This window comes from Pseudoalteromonas sp. NZS71_1 (genome assembly GCF_015864305.1).
Taxonomy (GTDB): Bacteria; Pseudomonadota; Gammaproteobacteria; order Enterobacterales; family Alteromonadaceae; genus Pseudoalteromonas; species Pseudoalteromonas arctica.
This window is the reverse complement of record NZ_JADYXM010000002.1, coordinates 52,840-67,571: the sequence shown is the minus strand read 5'-3', so window position 1 is coordinate 67,571 and position 14,732 is coordinate 52,840. Positions and strand designations below refer to the sequence as shown.

The following is a 14,732-nucleotide window of genomic DNA, read 5'->3' as shown; positions in this document are numbered from 1 at the left end:
GATGTAATGTGAAGATTTGGACTGTCGCAAATCAAAAAGGTGGTGTTGGTAAAACAACAACAGCAGTGAGCCTTGCTGGTATTTTAGCTTTGCAGGGTAAGCGTGTGTTGCTTATTGATACAGACCCTCATGCATCACTCACTTATTACTTTGGCATTGACTCAGAAGATTTGGAAGTCAGCGTATATGATATTTTTGCGCGTGGCACGAGCATGCAAAGTGAAGAGATACTTCAAGCTTTATGCCCATCAACACTTGAAAACCTAGATATTTTACCCGCAACAATGGCGATAGCCACGCTTGATAGAAGCATGGGTAATAAAACAGGTATGGGATTAATACTAAAAAAAGCGCTTGCAAAAATCAGTGAACATTACGATTATGCCATTTTAGATTGCCCCCCAGTTTTAGGGGTGTTAATGGTTAATGCGCTTGCAGCAAGTGAGCGAATTTTAGTGCCAGTGCAAACGGAATTTTTAGCACTGAAAGGGCTTGATAGAATGATGCGCACTATGGAATTAATGCAAACCTCTCAAGCGAAAGATTATCAATATACTATAATCCCTACTATGTATGATAAACGTACTAAAGCATCGTTAGAAGCATATAAAACACTTCAAAGTACGTATGGTGATAAAGTCTGGCCAGGTGTGATACCGGTAGATACTAAATTTAGAGATGCAAGCTTTGCGCAAAAAGTGCCTGTAGAGTATTGTCCTCGTTCGCGTGGTGTATACGCATATAAAGCACTGCTAGAATATTTAATTGAACAAGGTTAATGAATGAGTAAGCAATTATTTGCTAATGAAAAAGTAATGAAACAATACCTAGGGGCTTTGTTATGTGAAGACGAGCCTGTAGATAACCTTGAGCCAGTCGCAAAATTACTTGAGCAAATGCCACACGACTCGCAGCAAGAACATATTCATTTAAAACCAAAAGAACAGATAAAAGCGGCAGAAAAAATATTTGATCAAGATTTACTTAATTCTGAAATTAAGCCAATAGTTGAACCGATTTTTGAAGCCGCAAAAGTTAATAAAGCCATTGACGATGAAGTAATAGAGCCGATAAGTACGACTACAGAAGAACCAGAACCACAGATTATAACCACTAGCCAATCTGACTATTTTGATGGTGAATTTCAGGCATTATTTTTTGAAGTTGCTGGTTTAACATTGGCTGTACCATTAAAAGCATTAGGCGGTATACATCAATTAGGTGAAGTAAATCATTTGTTTGGTAAGCCAAAGTGGTTTAAAGGCGTTATGCTCAACAGAGAAGAAAAGCTTAATGTTGTTGATACTGCTCGTTGGGTAATGCCAGAAAAGTATGATGATAAATTAGAGGCGTCTTTAGATTATCAGTATTTAATTACCTTAGGTGATAGCCAGTGGGGCTTATTAGCTGAAAAGTTGATAAATAACATTACATTGAGTAAAGAAGATGTAAAATGGCGTACAAATAAAAGTAAGCGCCCATGGCTTGCTGGTGTTATAAAAGAAAAAATGTGTGCTTTAATAGATGTAGATAATTTAAATATATTATTAGAGAAAGGCTTAGATAGCCGTCAGTAGTAATGACCATTACGGGGTAATAGCATGAATCAAGATAAATTACTGTCAGCAAATAAAAACGCAGATAATAATGATGAAATTTTACAGTGGGTTACGTTTAAGCTAGAGGAAGAAACCTACGGCGTAAATGTAATGCAAGTACAAGAAATACTTCGTTATACAGAGATAGCCCCTGTACCAGGTGCACCTTCTTACGTTATTGGTATTATTAACTTACGCGGTAACGTTGTAACTGTTATTGATACTCGTGCACGTTTTGGTTTGTTAGCTGCTGATGCAACCGATAATTCTCGTATATTAATTATTGAAGCTGAAGAGCAAGTTATCGGCATTTTAGCCGACAGCGTATCTGAAGTCGTTTATTTACGCAGCTCTGAGATCGATAGTGCACCAAATGTTGGTACTGAAGAAAGTGCTAAGTTTATTCAAGGCGTTTGTAATCGTGATAATGAGCTACTGATTTTAGTCGATTTAAACAAGTTACTCAGCGATGATGAATGGGATGAGTTAAGCGATATATAAGCTTTACCAAATAAATTATGCTGTTACTTAGTATAGCTATATCAGCGTTAGCGGTAGGACTTATATCGCTTGCGCTAATAATTGCATTAAAAAACAAACAAGTGAATGAAGTTAATGCTGTATTACAGCAGCTTAAAGATAGCTCAGAGCAAACTCATATTTTGCGAAGTGAAATTTCAGAGCTTAGAACAGGGCTTTTAAGTATTGGTAAGCGAGTGCTTGAGGTTGAGCAACAAAATCAAGATTTAATACAACAACAAGCTGCGCAAAAATACGATGACCCTGATGCTAAAATTTACTCTCGTGCAGTAAAAATGGTTGAGTTAGGTGCGGACCTCGATGAGGTGATACGCGAATGCGAATTACCGCGAGCAGAAGCCGAATTACTATTTTCACTACATAAACAAAAAGGCGCTTAGCGCCTTTTTAGTTATAAGCGTGTAAATAATCTCACGCTTTAATATTTAACTTACCTTGAAAGTCTTGCCAGCCTGGCGGAAATTGACCTCTTAATACATACGAAAACGCAATAAGCTCTGCAATTACATAATAAAGCTCTTTAGGGATTTCTTCCCCTAAGCTTAAATGCGACAACGTTTTAGCAAGCGCTGCATCTTCGTGGATCATAATTCCTTTTAATTTTGCCGCTGCAATTATTTCGTCAGCTAACTCACCAAACCCTTTTACGCTTACAATGGGGGTGTTGCCAGCTTCGTATAAAAGCCCAATGGCTGACTTATTAATAGGTGTATCACTCATTACTAAACCTTAATATTAATAATTGCATGAGATTTATAAAATGCCTGATTATTTGCATCGCCTCGCTTTAAGTTGAGCTCTCCAACCTGTAAACCATGCTTAGCTAATTTGGATCTTAAATTATCTAAGTGAGGGTGAGCAATTGCGCTTACTTCTTGGCTTGAGGCTAATAGCTGGCAATCGAGTGCTTTATCCATTAACTCAGCGGTAATCTGTAACTGCCCAATCTGTGCATAATCAAAGTTTAACCTGACAAACCATACATTTTTATCTTCTAATTTATCTGCGCTTGGCTTTTTATATTGCCCCAGTGTTATTTCTGTTTGGGCGGCCTCTGGCGGCAATTTCATTGGTAATAAAAATTGTGCAAGCGGGTTTGTGTCTGGTTGTTGACTTGGTGTTGAAACACTTACTTGGGTAAGTGTGTTTTTAACTTGTACGATTTCGCTAGCCAATGCTTGAACTTGAGCTTGCTGCAGTTGCTCAAGTATTTTTGCTCCCGCGTTTCCTGTTTTAAAAGTAGGTATGAGTACTTGTAAAAGTGCATCTAAGCCAGTTTGGTTATTAAAGCTTATCGGTGTTACTGATTGGCTAATTATAGGGGCTGCTAAAATACTCACTGCAACTTGTTCAAGTCCTTTAGTGAAGCTACTTTGTAGTGTATCACCCGTTAATTGAGATGGTTGTAAGGTGGCTAATACTTCACGCTGTATGGTCGCAGGGTTAACATTATTACTTGAGACCATGCGATTAAATGCTTGGTTAATTAAGCGAGTTAAATCGGGCGTGTCTTTTGTTGCTCTATTTGTAATGTCAGTAATTTGACTACTTAAAAGCTGTTTGTTACCAGCTACTCTATCCGTAGGGATTGTGGTATCAGGAAGCTTTAATAGTGTGCTTAATAGCTTTGCTTCTATTGGTTGTAGCATTTGACTACGAGAGGCAATATTAGATAACGGCTCTGCTAATGGGAGCATGTTTTTAATCGAGGCTGAGTTTGCACTGTTTTGATTGTTGCCGTTTATTACTGGTTGCACTGAAGACGTTGTTTGCCCTTTAGTAACAATTTCACTTGTAGGCTTAATTAACGTATCAACTTTACTGTTAGTACTAATATTCAGAGCACTCAATTGACTCGCGTTTAAATTACTTGGCTTAGCGCTCGCCACTCCATTTTGAGTAATATTATTTGGCGTTGGCGTGTTAGCTGTTGTTATATTTGTAGATGATTGCCAAACACTAACACTTCCTTTTATTTGCTGAGTTAATTGTACAAGTGGCGGAAGTCTTGAAAAGTGCTCTGGTAAAGTATTGCTCGTATTACTATTTAACGCAGTACTTACATTTTGGGTAATGTTAACTCTATTTAACGGTGATACTGTTAATTGCATAACTAAGCTCGGCCTTTGTATCGCAGATGATCCAGACGGCGGCATTAACTCAGATTTATTTGCTGCTGCAAAGGGCTTACTTTCAAAATATTTAACTGCATCATTAATTCGCGTTTTTAAATCACTAAAGCTATTTTGTAGCCACGACTTTATTGGGCTATCAGGTGTAAGCAGTGGGCTTGCTTTAATAGTGGACGCAGAAAAATGTATTTCAGGGACACTGCTTTTTTGAGCTAAAAGTAACTCGTTAAACGGTTTAGAAAATGAGTTATTAAGCGTTACTTTTATATTATTAGTATCGGTTTTAATAAGTAATTTATCAGCCTGATTTATTAAATTTACCTTAATGGGGGTGTTGGGTAGCTCACTAACTTGTTGATTAGTAATAGGCGTTGTAAACGAACCTGACTTTTGAGGATGAGTCAAAATAGCTAGTTTAGGTGTTGCTTGAAGTTGCGCACTAGGTAATAAGGCCACGAGTAATTTAGTAAGTTTAGTTTGGCTAAGTGGTTGCGTATGAATTGTATCTGCAAAGCGATTAATAACATTAAGCTGTGCGCCTTTGTTAGTCGTACTAACAACTACTTTTAAAGGCTGCTCAGTTAAAAGTAACTGCGCTACGTCTTTATTTATGGCAATACTGGCGTTAAGTTTATCAATTACTAATTTTGGGGTAGGGGACATAACCACCTGTAAATCCATTGGTTTGCTTTGTACCTCAGTGCCCGTGCTTACATAATTTAATAAACGCTGTAATTGTACTGGTTGATTTAAAGTAAGGGTTGTAGTGTTTGGCGTGATGTTGAGCTGTTTGCCATCGGGACTAAGTTGTATGTTAGCACTGGCTATCTTTTGTAAATTTTGAGGTGCGCTTGTAGTGCCAAGTCTTAATGTTTGCCAATGTTTATCAATAAATACATCAAGCGTAATCGAGTCTTTCGAAAATTGAATGTTTTTAGCCGCAAGTACCTCATTAGGTAATTGCGATAACTCATTGGTTTGAGGGTTTGTCGATTGATTGATAACCAATGAATTAGATAATGTTATTTGCGTTGGCGTATTCATTATTTTAAATCAAGTTTTCTCTATTTTAAGTGAATCGATTTTAAAGCAATATTCGTATTACCCTATCATTATGGTAGACTAACGCCTAATTTTTGGCAGAGAGAATCGTCATCTTGTTACACATTAAGTCCGTCACCTGCATCAAGCAAGATCGTTGTTTGTTTGCGGATCTTAATTTTAGCCTTAATAGCGGTCAAATCATGCAATTAGCGGGTCCTAATGGGGCTGGTAAAACATCGCTATTGCGTATTATCGCAGGCTTTTCTGTGCCTGATGAAGGAGCTGTTTTATTTCAAGAACAGCCTATATCTAAGTATTACGAAGAGTATGCCAGAGAACTACTCTTTATAGGCCACAAAACAGGTGTAAATATTCAGCTTAGTGCAGTTGAAAATGTTCGTCATTGGTTACAAATTAATGGCTACATAAACCAGCCTGACTTGTATCCCATTTTAGCGCAACTTGGCCTTGTTGGACTTGAAGATGTACCGGTTAGAATGTTATCTGCTGGACAACAAAGACGTGTAGCTTTGGTTAGGCTTTGGTTAAGTGATGCTAAATTATGGGTACTTGATGAGCCATTTACCGCGCTTGATAAAAGCGGTGTTGCCTTTTTACAGCAGCGATTTACCGAGCACTTACTAAACGGTGGAGCTATTTTGTTAACGACCCACCAAGATTTAACGACCCATTTTAGTAACTTGCAAACGGTTACACTGGAGTATCGTCACTAATGACTCGTCAACATTCTTATTGGTTGCTATTTAGTGCGGTATTTACCAAAGATGTAAAACTTGCGTTTCGCCAGCGCGCTGAAATTGTAAATCCTATTTTGTTCTTCTTAATTGTAATTTCATTATTTCCGTTAGCAATCGGGCCTGAGCCTGGTTTACTAGCGAGAATGGCACCGGGAATTATTTGGGTTGCCGCATTACTCTCTACCATGTTGGGCTTGGATAAGCTGTTTAGAGATGATTTTAATGATGGCTCATTGGAGCAGTTAATTGCATCGTCTTACCCGTTATCGTTAACCGTACTTGCTAAAGTGGCTGCTCACTGGGTGGTAACAGGTTTACCGCTTGTATTAATGACGCCGCTATTTGCATTGTTGTTAAACCTAGAAAGTACGGCGTTAACAGCGACTGTTTTAACATTATTATTAGGCACTCCACTATTGAGCTTTATTGGCGCAATAGGCGCAGGGCTTACTGTAGGATTACAAAAAGGGGGTATTTTGATGAGTTTACTCGTACTGCCTTTGTATATTCCTGTTTTGATTTTTGCAACGTCGGCTATCGATACCAGCACCATGTCGCTGGATTATAGTGGGCAGCTTGCCATCCTTGGTGCAATGTTACTTATTGCTATTATTAGCGCACCAATTGCCATATCGTCAGCTTTAAAAGTGAGTGTAAGTTAATGTGGAAGTGGTTACATCCCTATGCTAAAGCAGAGCGTGCATACCAGTTATGCAATACGTTACTGCCTTATTTTGCCGTAGTTACTGTAGTTAGTATGATTGTTGGATGGGTATGGGGGCTTGGTTTTGCACCTGCCGATTACCAACAAAAAGACAGCTACCGTATCATCTTTATTCATGTTCCTTCTGCCATTTTGTCTATGGGGGCTTACTCATCAATGGCTATTGCAGCTGTTGTTGCACTTGTATGGCAACTACGAAATGCCGAACTTGCCGTTATTGCTATAGCGCCTGTTGGTGCTTGTATTACAGCTATAGCGCTTATTACTGGCGCTGCATGGGGTAAACCTATGTGGGGTGCTTGGTGGGTATGGGATGCGCGTTTAACGTCTGAACTTATTTTATTATTTTTATATCTTGGCGTGCTTTCGCTTTATCATGCATTTGAAGATAAGAAGTCAGCAGGGCGTGCAGCTTCTATTTTAGCAATTGTTGGCGTAATTAATTTACCTATTATTCATTACTCAGTTGAGTGGTGGAATACGCTACACCAAGGCGCAAGCATTACAAAACTAGACACTAAAGCAATAGACCCAAGTATGTTTTGGCCACTTATGGTTAATATTTTAGCCTTTGCTGCTTTTGTAGGAACAGTGACTTTAATTCGTCTTAAAAATGAAATTTTACAACGCGAAAAGCACCGACCGTGGGTGCGTTTGTTGTTAAATAAGGGGTAATTATGCAGTTTGACTCTTTTTCTGATTTTATTGCAATGGGAGGCTATGGGTTTTATATCTGGCTTTCTTTTGGTACATGCGCTCTTATTTTACTCGGTATTTTAGTGAACTCTTTAAGAGATACCAAACGTATTATGGCTTCAGTTGAGCAACAAATAATACGTGAAGCGCGAATTAAAAAAGCTAAACAGGAACAAGCCTCATGAATCCAAGACGTAAAAAGCGCCTATTGGTAATTATTGCCGTACTGTTTGGTATTGGTGGATCAATTGGTTTAGTGCTTTATGCACTTCAAGAAAATATTAATCTTTTTTATACGCCAAGCGAACTTATTGATGGCAAAGGGCCTAATAAAGAAAAACCATTCATTGGCCAAAAGCTACGTATTGGTGGCATGGTTGTACCAGGCACGGTTGAGCGTAATGAACAGAGCTTACAAGTAAGCTTTAAGCTAATTGATACAGGTCCATTAGTGACCGTGCGTTATCAAGGCATATTGCCAGACTTGTTTCGTGAGGGGCAAGGCATTGTAGCGCAGGGCGTATTAATCGAACCTAATGTTATTGAAGCATTTGAAGTGCTTGCAAAGCATGACGAAGAATATATGCCAGCAGAAGTTGCAGAGGCAGTTAAAGGTATTAAGCACGAAAAACCAAAATACAACTTAGATAGTGGTAATTAGCTATGATCCCAGAAATTGGTTATTTTTCTTTAACGCTTGCCATGGTGCTAAGCGTTTTACTGTGTATTTTTCCTCTTTGGGGCGCGCATACCGGTAATCTTCGATTAATGCGTGCAGCTCCCTCTTTAGCAATTGGGCAATTCGCTTTTGTTTTAATCTCTTTTGCAGCACTTATTTACGCCAGTGTAACGGATGATTTTACCGTATCGTATGTGGCATATCATTCAAGTAGTACGCTACCTTGGTATTACAAAATCACCTCTACATGGGGCGGCCATGAAGGCGCTATTTTACTGTGGTTAGTAATGCAAGCAGGTTGGACTGCAGTTGTCGCTGCGCGTTCTAAATCATTGCCTTGGGTGCTACGTGCTCGCGTATTGGGCGTACTTGGTTTTTTAGGTGTGGGTTTTATGATGTACACCTTACTACTTTCAAGCCCGTTTGAGCGCCTACTTCCTTATTTCCCAGTTGAAGGGCGTGATTTAAATCCGTTGCTTCAAGATCCGGGCATGATTATTCACCCGCCATTACTGTACATGGGTTATGTAGGACTATCAGTTGCTTTCTCTTTTGCTATTGCTGCGTTGTTAACCGGTAAGCTTGATAACACATGGGCTAAGTGGTCACGTCCGTGGACAATGACTGCATGGGGCTTTTTAACTCTTGGAATAACAATAGGTAGCTGGTGGGCGTATTCAGAGCTTGGCTGGGGCGGCTGGTGGTTTTGGGATCCAGTAGAAAACGCATCATTAATGCCATGGCTTGTTGCAACTGCATTACTGCATTCATTAAGCGTAACTGAAAAACGCGGTGTATTTAAATCGTGGACTGTATTATTAGCGATAGCAGCGTTTTCGTTAAGCTTATTAGGCACCTTTATTGTGCGCTCAGGTATTATTGTATCGGTGCATGCTTTTGCTACAGACCCTGATCGTGGCTTATTTATACTCGCCTTTTTAGGCATTGTTGTTGGTGGTGGTTTGACGTTATACGCGCTGCGTGTATCGCAAGTACATAGTGAAGGTCGATACAAATTTGTATCACGCGAAGTGGCATTATGGCTCAATAATATATTTTTAGTGGTTGCTACATTAATTGTATTACTGGGTACGTTATTACCTATGGTTCATAAAGAAATGGGCTTGGGCAGTATTTCTATTGGCGAACCGTTTTTTAATAAGATGTTTGCAATAATTTTAGTCCCGTTTGCTATTTTGATGGGAATAGGACCATTTTTACGCTGGAAGCAAAATAAGTGGGCTTTTTTACAAAACAAAATATTAATGGGCGTATTAGCCAGTGTTGTTATTACCTGTTCTTGGTTGTTTTCAAGTTACGACTTAGTAAAACCACTTACGCTATTAGCTACAACGCTTGCAGTTTGGATTGCAATATCAACTGGCATCGACATTTACACTAAATCTGCTGTACACGGCACCTTAAAAGAAGGTTTAAAACGCTTAGGTGTAAGTTACTGGGCTATGGTGCTTGGGCATATTGGTATTTCGTTTGTTATTGCAGGTGTAACGCTTACATCGGCGTATTCAGTTGAGCGTGACGTATCGATGAAGCAAGGCGATACAGTTCAGCTTAACGAGTATGAATACCGTTTTGATGGTGTTAAAACTATTCGCGGGCCGAACTACAGTGGTCATGCTGGTGTTGTATCGGTGCTTAAAAACAATGAGCTAGTAACACGCTTACACGCCGAAAAACGTAAGTATGATATTGGTATGCAGTTTATGACCGAGGCGGCAATAGATGCAGGCTTTACACGTGATTTATACTTAGCGTTAGGTGAGCAGCTAAGCCAAGGTGCATGGTCACTTCGCATTTATCATAAACCGTTTGTTCGTTGGATGTGGATTGGTGGTGTGCTTATTTCCCTAGCTGGATTTATGATTTTATTTGATAAACGCTACCGCACATCAGCTAAAACAGCGCGTAGAGCTGCATCGGAGAATGTTTTATGAACCGTAAAATTTTAGCTATTGCGCCGCTTTTAGTATTTGCTTTTGTATGTGTATTTTTATACCAAGGCCTTTTTGCTAATCCTCGTGAAATTCAAACGGGTCGGTTAGGTCAAGAAATGCCAGCATTTAATCTACCTGATTTAATGCAAGACAATAAGCCGTGGACCAACGAGTCTTTAAAAGGCGAAGTTTACTTATTAAATGTATGGGGTACTTGGTGCCCAACATGTTTAGTTGAACTTGGTTATTTAACTAAGTTACGTGAGCAAGGCGTTAAAATTATTGGGCTTTATTACGTACAAGGTTACGATGCTGACTTTGATGGCCCGTTTGATATGCAATCACTTCGCACCGAAGTGAGCGATATGCTGCAACGTGCGGGTGACCCATATCAATTTAATATCTTAGATTTACATCGTACTTTGTCGTTGGATTTAGGTGTTTCGGGTGCGCCTGAAACATTTTTAGTCGATAAAAACGGCACTATTTTGTTGCATCACACGGGCGATATAAACCCGCGAGTATGGCGAGCTAAATTTGCGCCAATTATGCAGGAGCTTAAATAATGAAATGGTTACTACTTACGCTTAGCCTTTTTGTAAGCATCAGTGCGTTTGCAGAGCAAGATCGCTATCAATTTGATAACAACAAACAAGCGATATTGTTTGAAGAGCTAACTAAAGAGCTGCGCTGTCCTAAGTGTCAAAATCAAAACATTGCGGACTCTGACGCTGTTGTTGCTAAAGACTTGCGCGATAAAGTACTCGTATTGGTTAAAGAAGGTAAGAGCAAAGACGAAGTGATTGATTACATGATTGACCGCTTTGGCTATTTTGTTCATTACGACCCACCAGTTACACCAGCGACTTTAGTACTTTGGGTATTACCTGTATTAATTGTCATAGTCGGCTTTGGTTTTATTGTTATTCGCCAGCGAAAAGCATCAGTAAAACAAACGTGGAGCAGTGACGACGAAATGCTGTTAGCTAAGCTAATTGAACAAAATAAACGTCAGGAGCAAAGTTAAATGATTTTAATGTGGGCGTGTTTTGCTTTACTCACACTGGTTGCTCTTGGGTTTGTGATGTTGCCTTTTTTAAAAAAAGAGCGCGTTCAAACAATTACTCATAACGCCAACGCTGAGCTAATTAGCATTTATGAGCAGCGTTTAGTTGATTTACAAACCGATTTAGATAATCAGCGTATTGATACCGTAAATCATGCAGAATCAATTATTGAATTAAAACGCCGTTTATTGAATGAGTTATCACCAGAAAAATCACTAAACAGCAAAGGTAATAATCGTATTTTTGCTTTAACTGGTGGCGCATTTGTTCTTGCTCTAACAGGTGTTTTTTATAGTTTAACAGGTAGTCAGCAGCAAATTTCGGCTTGGCATGATGCCATGGATAATTTAGCTGATTATGGTGAGCGTGCTGTAATGCAAAAAGGTGAGCCGCTTAGCCAAAATGAACTGCAGGCTTTTGCATTGGCGCTTCGTACTAAGCTTAGCCGCTCAGGCGATGATGAAGTTGCTTGGATGCTACTTGGACGAGTTGCTATGTCGCTTAATGAATTTGACATGGCGCAGCAGTCATTTGATAAAGCACTACGTATGAATCCTGATAATATGCAGGTACTTATTAGTTATAGCCAAGTTTTATTACTAGAAGGCAGCGAAGCTAATATGACCCGTGCGGCAGGTATGCTCTCAAAAGTACTAAAAGTTGAGCCTACCAATTTAGATGCAATTTCGTTATTAGCACTCATTGCTTATGAACGTAAAGATTGGCCTCAAGCCAAAGCTGCATTTGAAGTTTTACTTGCGAGTATGGAAAAAAATGATTCTCGTTATAGCATGATCTCTGAGCGTATCGCTGATATAGAGAAGCAAATGCAAACGGAAGGCTCTGTTATGCCAGTTACTACTACAACGGGTGCTATTGCAGTTACAGTCGACATTGCAAAAGAGCTTATAGATAAACAGCCAAAAGACGGTATCTTGTTTATATTTGCAAAAGCAGCAAGTGGTTCGCCAATGCCATTAGCTGCTGTTAAACTCGCTAAATATTCATTTCCAATTACAGTTGAGTTGAGTGATAGTAGTGCAATGGTTGCAGGGCTTAACTTATCTAGTGCAGAAAATATTATTATTTCGGCGCGTATTTCTATAGATGACTCGGTTATGCCAAGTTCTGGTGAGCTAGAAGGTCATTCAGAGTCGTTAAAGCGTGAAAGTGTAAGTGACTACCAACTTCAAATTGATACATTAATACCTTAAGGACGTTAGATGTTAAAACACAGTTTTACTTTTTTATGTTTATTGATACTAGCCGGGTGTGCTCAAGTACCACAAAGCAAAGTAGATGACAGAGATCCGCTGCAAAGTATTAATCGTCCATTATATGACTTTAATATGGATGTACTGGATGCTTATTTATTGCGCCCAGTTGCTGTAGGTTATGTTGAAGTAACGCCTGTACCGGTAAGAAACGGTATTGTTAATTTTACAGGTAATATTACAGCACCTGTCGATATGATTAATGCGGGTTTGCAAGGTAAGCCGGGTAATGCAAGTGTGAGCTTAGCGCGTTTTTTAGTTAACTCTACGGTTGGTATTTTTGGTATTTTTGATGTTGCCAGTTCACTTGGTCTTGAAATTGTAGATGAAGACTTTGGACAAACGTTAGGTGTATGGGGCGTGGGTGATGGCGCTTATTTAATGCTACCAGGCATGGGTCCTACAACAGCACGTAACCTGACCGGTGATGTAGTCGACAACTTTGTATTGCCTGAAGTTGCCCTAACGACTCCACAAACTATTCTAGTGTTTGTTTTAAAAGCGGTAGAAGCTCGTGCATCATTAATCCCACAAGAAGGGTTATTAAATGATTCACTTGATCCGTACTTATTTGTAAAAGATATTTACTTCCAGCGTCAAATTTATGAGCTGTACGATGGCAACCCACCTATAAAAGAAGAGCCAGCTGATTTTGATGAAGACTTTTTAGAAAGTTTATAATTAAAAAGCCACTCATAAAAACGCCAGCTAAATGCTGGCGTTTTTATTTGCTGTTTATATATTTAACCTGAACTCTGGATAATAAATCTATCTCGAGCAGCTATTTTCAGCGCTAACTACGTTGAATTTACTTGCAATAGGCCAACTATTGACGCGTAAGTTCGCCTTGTTTTCACTGAAAATCTCTGGCTAGAGAAAAATAAATTTAAATATCTTAACCAGAGTTCAGGTAGTTTATTTTTCGTTCACTACTAACTGCATTTGTTCATTAACCCAAGCTAGCGCTTCATGATAAGCATCGGGAACTTTTTCACCTAGATTTAGCTCTTTCGTTAGCTCGTTTGCAGCTGACCAGTTTGCTTGTTCGTAGTATTTAACTAAGTTTAAATATTTTGCTAGCAAGCCTTCATCGTTTAATAGCGCTGCTTTTATATCATTAGAAAGTGGAAGCTTTTTCATGACGCTTTCCATACTCTCATCTAAAATAGCATCCATAAGCGACATCATACCGGTTAAAAATGCCATGCCGGTATCTTTAAACTGCCCATGGGATATAGCGAGCAATTCAGCAAATCGAGCGCGCGTAAGCGATAGCCTAATTAGCTCTACAGGTTTATCTGCTGATACTTGTGCTGCAAACAGTAGTGACAATAGCTTTTTAATTTCGTTGGCGCCAAGCACTATAAGAGCTTGCTTAATGGTACTTATTTCTGCGCGTCTTGCAAATGCGGCAGAATTTGAATACCTAAGTAATTTATAAGATAGGTTTACATCACGTTCAAACACATCAGTGATTTTCTTAAGATCCATATCAATACTTGATGTTTCGTAAAGTAATTCAGCTAATGCCATTTCTGAAGGTGGTAGAGCCTTACTTTGTACCATTTCAGGTTTTGAGAAGAAAAATCCTTGGAAATAATCAAACCCAAGCTCTAAAGCTTGTTGGTAAATTTCATAGGTTTCTACTTTTTCGGCAAGTAACTTAATATGTGAGTGCGGTTTTAAATCGTTTAGAACCGTTTTTATTGTATCTATATCGGATGCTAAAAAGTCTATTTTAATAATATCAATAAATGGGTAAAAATGACGCCATACAGGTTGATGAATATAGTCATCAAGAGCAATAGTGTAACCTTTATCTTTTAAATCTTTAACGATAGCTAATAAACGCTTACCAGGCTGGATAGTTTCAAGTATTTCTACAACTATAGTGTCTTTACCTAGTAGTGTAGGGTAACCCTTTGATAGTGTTTCTAGGGTGAAGTTTATATAGGCAGGTTTATTGTCGGTTAAATCTTCTAAACCAAAATTAAACTGGCTACCCTCTATAAGTCGTGTTGTTGCTTCGTCACCATCTATATCGGGAAATACGTTATCAACGCCATCACGAAATAAAAGCTCATAACCGATAAGTTTTTTATCTCTATCTAAAATCGGTTGACGTGCAGCGTAAAAATACATAAACAGTTCCGTAAGAGTGATGTAATTGGGTATTGTATTAATATATGGCAAAAGATTCAAAATAGCATTACGTATATTTGCATGATTAATAAATTATCATTATAAATTAAGGTGTTTCTTCTA

General features: G+C 38.8%; 17 protein-coding genes. 14 read left to right on the top strand and 3 right to left on the bottom strand.

All coding sequences use genetic code 11. From position 1 onward, the window contains the following. Positions 1-8 precede the first annotated feature (8 nt). The 4 genes from I6F43_RS03260 to I6F43_RS03245 are packed head-to-tail and all read left to right on the top strand — an operon-like array spanning position 9 to position 2,518. On the top strand, positions 9-779 hold the full coding sequence (locus I6F43_RS03260) for a ParA family protein (protein WP_007585827.1): 771 nt from the start codon (positions 9-11) through the stop codon (positions 777-779). Positions 780-782: 3 nt separating this feature from the next. Further along, on the top strand, positions 783-1,577 hold the full coding sequence (locus I6F43_RS03255; protein WP_165725382.1) for a chemotaxis protein CheW: 795 nt from the start codon (positions 783-785) through the stop codon (positions 1,575-1,577). Between the two features lie 24 nt (positions 1,578-1,601). Continuing rightward, positions 1,602-2,099, top strand: coding sequence for a chemotaxis protein CheW (locus I6F43_RS03250; protein WP_002959294.1), 498 nt, complete (start codon positions 1,602-1,604; stop codon positions 2,097-2,099). A 17-nt stretch (positions 2,100-2,116) separates the two neighbouring features. Next, positions 2,117-2,518 (top strand): DUF2802 domain-containing protein, encoded by a 402-nt coding sequence (locus tag I6F43_RS03245; RefSeq protein ID WP_024589935.1) that lies wholly within the window; start codon positions 2,117-2,119, stop codon positions 2,516-2,518. 31 nt (positions 2,519-2,549) lie between these two features. Here I6F43_RS03245 and I6F43_RS03240 read toward each other — a convergent pair whose 3' ends face one another. Together I6F43_RS03240 and fliK are read right to left on the bottom strand one after the other, a co-directional pair. After that, a complete protein-coding gene (locus I6F43_RS03240; protein WP_197100948.1) occupies positions 2,550-2,858 on the bottom strand; it encodes an EscU/YscU/HrcU family type III secretion system export apparatus switch protein in 309 nt (102 codons plus the stop codon). Positions 2,859-2,860: 2 nt separating this feature from the next. Beyond that, entirely contained in the window at positions 2,861-5,314 is a 2,454-nt protein-coding gene (gene fliK / locus I6F43_RS03235) for a flagellar hook-length control protein FliK (RefSeq protein ID WP_197100946.1), read from the bottom strand. A 113-nt stretch (positions 5,315-5,427) separates the two neighbouring features. Between fliK and ccmA the strand changes: the two genes are divergently transcribed. The 10 genes from ccmA to I6F43_RS03185 are packed head-to-tail and all read left to right on the top strand — an operon-like array spanning position 5,428 to position 13,148. Further along, the gene (gene ccmA, locus I6F43_RS03230) at positions 5,428-6,048 is read left to right on the top strand and encodes a cytochrome c biogenesis heme-transporting ATPase CcmA (RefSeq protein WP_076916360.1); all 621 of its coding nucleotides are present in this window, start codon (positions 5,428-5,430) and stop codon (positions 6,046-6,048) included. Continuing rightward, positions 6,048-6,734, top strand: a complete 687-nt coding sequence (gene ccmB / locus I6F43_RS03225; protein WP_002959286.1) for a heme exporter protein CcmB — start codon at positions 6,048-6,050, stop codon at positions 6,732-6,734. Before ccmA ends, ccmB begins: the two co-directional genes overlap by 1 nt. Further along, positions 6,734-7,471 (top strand): heme ABC transporter permease, encoded by a 738-nt coding sequence (locus tag I6F43_RS03220; protein WP_007585844.1) that lies wholly within the window; start codon positions 6,734-6,736, stop codon positions 7,469-7,471. Before ccmB ends, I6F43_RS03220 begins: the two co-directional genes overlap by 1 nt. A 2-nt stretch (positions 7,472-7,473) precedes the next feature. Beyond that, positions 7,474-7,677, top strand: coding sequence for a heme exporter protein CcmD (gene ccmD / locus I6F43_RS03215; protein ID WP_007585846.1), 204 nt, complete (start codon positions 7,474-7,476; stop codon positions 7,675-7,677). After that, entirely contained in the window at positions 7,674-8,153 is a 480-nt protein-coding gene (ccmE, locus tag I6F43_RS03210) for a cytochrome c maturation protein CcmE (RefSeq protein WP_007585848.1), read from the top strand. Before ccmD ends, ccmE begins: the two co-directional genes overlap by 4 nt. Before the next feature lie 2 nt (positions 8,154-8,155). After that, a complete protein-coding gene (locus tag I6F43_RS03205) occupies positions 8,156-10,126 on the top strand; it encodes a heme lyase CcmF/NrfE family subunit (RefSeq protein WP_197100944.1) in 1,971 nt (656 codons plus the stop codon). After that, on the top strand, positions 10,123-10,692 hold the full coding sequence (locus I6F43_RS03200) for a redoxin family protein (protein WP_007585852.1): 570 nt from the start codon (positions 10,123-10,125) through the stop codon (positions 10,690-10,692). Before I6F43_RS03205 ends, I6F43_RS03200 begins: the two co-directional genes overlap by 4 nt. Then, positions 10,692-11,153 carry a cytochrome c-type biogenesis protein gene (locus I6F43_RS03195; RefSeq protein WP_007585854.1) on the top strand — a complete coding sequence of 154 codons (462 nt, stop codon included), beginning with the start codon at positions 10,692-10,694 and terminating at the stop codon, positions 11,151-11,153. Before I6F43_RS03200 ends, I6F43_RS03195 begins: the two co-directional genes overlap by 1 nt. Next, positions 11,154-12,407, top strand: a complete 1,254-nt coding sequence (gene ccmI / locus I6F43_RS03190; RefSeq protein WP_007585857.1) for a c-type cytochrome biogenesis protein CcmI — start codon at positions 11,154-11,156, stop codon at positions 12,405-12,407. Positions 12,408-12,416: 9 nt separating this feature from the next. Beyond that, entirely contained in the window at positions 12,417-13,148 is a 732-nt protein-coding gene (locus I6F43_RS03185) for an MlaA family lipoprotein (protein WP_007585858.1), read from the top strand. Between the two features lie 234 nt (positions 13,149-13,382). Here the strand turns inward: I6F43_RS03185 and I6F43_RS03180 are convergent, their stop codons facing one another. Next, positions 13,383-14,609 (bottom strand): EAL and HDOD domain-containing protein, encoded by a 1,227-nt coding sequence (locus I6F43_RS03180; RefSeq protein ID WP_197100942.1) that lies wholly within the window; start codon positions 14,607-14,609, stop codon positions 13,383-13,385. Positions 14,610-14,732 lie beyond the last annotated feature (123 nt).

What these genes read in the sequence shown, in the direction of transcription:
- I6F43_RS03255 (WP_165725382.1), top strand. Translation starts at nt 783, where the DNA reads ATGAGTAAGCAATTATTTGCTAATGAAAAAGTAATGAAACAATACCTA.
- I6F43_RS03250 (WP_002959294.1), top strand. Translation starts at nt 1,602, where the DNA reads ATGAATCAAGATAAATTACTGTCAGCAAATAAAAACGCAGATAATAAT.
- I6F43_RS03245 (WP_024589935.1), top strand. Translation starts at nt 2,117, where the DNA reads ATGCTGTTACTTAGTATAGCTATATCAGCGTTAGCGGTAGGACTTATA.
- I6F43_RS03240 (WP_197100948.1), bottom strand. Translation starts at nt 2,858, where the DNA reads ATGAGTGATACACCTATTAATAAGTCAGCCATTGGGCTTTTATACGAA.
- fliK (WP_197100946.1), bottom strand. Translation starts at nt 5,314, where the DNA reads ATGAATACGCCAACGCAAATAACATTATCTAATTCATTGGTTATCAAT.
- ccmB (WP_002959286.1), top strand. Translation starts at nt 6,048, where the DNA reads ATGACTCGTCAACATTCTTATTGGTTGCTATTTAGTGCGGTATTTACC.
- I6F43_RS03220 (WP_007585844.1), top strand. Translation starts at nt 6,734, where the DNA reads ATGTGGAAGTGGTTACATCCCTATGCTAAAGCAGAGCGTGCATACCAG.
- ccmD (WP_007585846.1), top strand. Translation starts at nt 7,474, where the DNA reads ATGCAGTTTGACTCTTTTTCTGATTTTATTGCAATGGGAGGCTATGGG.
- ccmE (WP_007585848.1), top strand. Translation starts at nt 7,674, where the DNA reads ATGAATCCAAGACGTAAAAAGCGCCTATTGGTAATTATTGCCGTACTG.
- I6F43_RS03205 (WP_197100944.1), top strand. Translation starts at nt 8,156, where the DNA reads ATGATCCCAGAAATTGGTTATTTTTCTTTAACGCTTGCCATGGTGCTA.
- I6F43_RS03200 (WP_007585852.1), top strand. Translation starts at nt 10,123, where the DNA reads ATGAACCGTAAAATTTTAGCTATTGCGCCGCTTTTAGTATTTGCTTTT.
- I6F43_RS03195 (WP_007585854.1), top strand. Translation starts at nt 10,692, where the DNA reads ATGAAATGGTTACTACTTACGCTTAGCCTTTTTGTAAGCATCAGTGCG.
- ccmI (WP_007585857.1), top strand. Translation starts at nt 11,154, where the DNA reads ATGATTTTAATGTGGGCGTGTTTTGCTTTACTCACACTGGTTGCTCTT.
- I6F43_RS03185 (WP_007585858.1), top strand. Translation starts at nt 12,417, where the DNA reads ATGTTAAAACACAGTTTTACTTTTTTATGTTTATTGATACTAGCCGGG.
- I6F43_RS03180 (WP_197100942.1), bottom strand. Translation starts at nt 14,609, where the DNA reads ATGTATTTTTACGCTGCACGTCAACCGATTTTAGATAGAGATAAAAAA.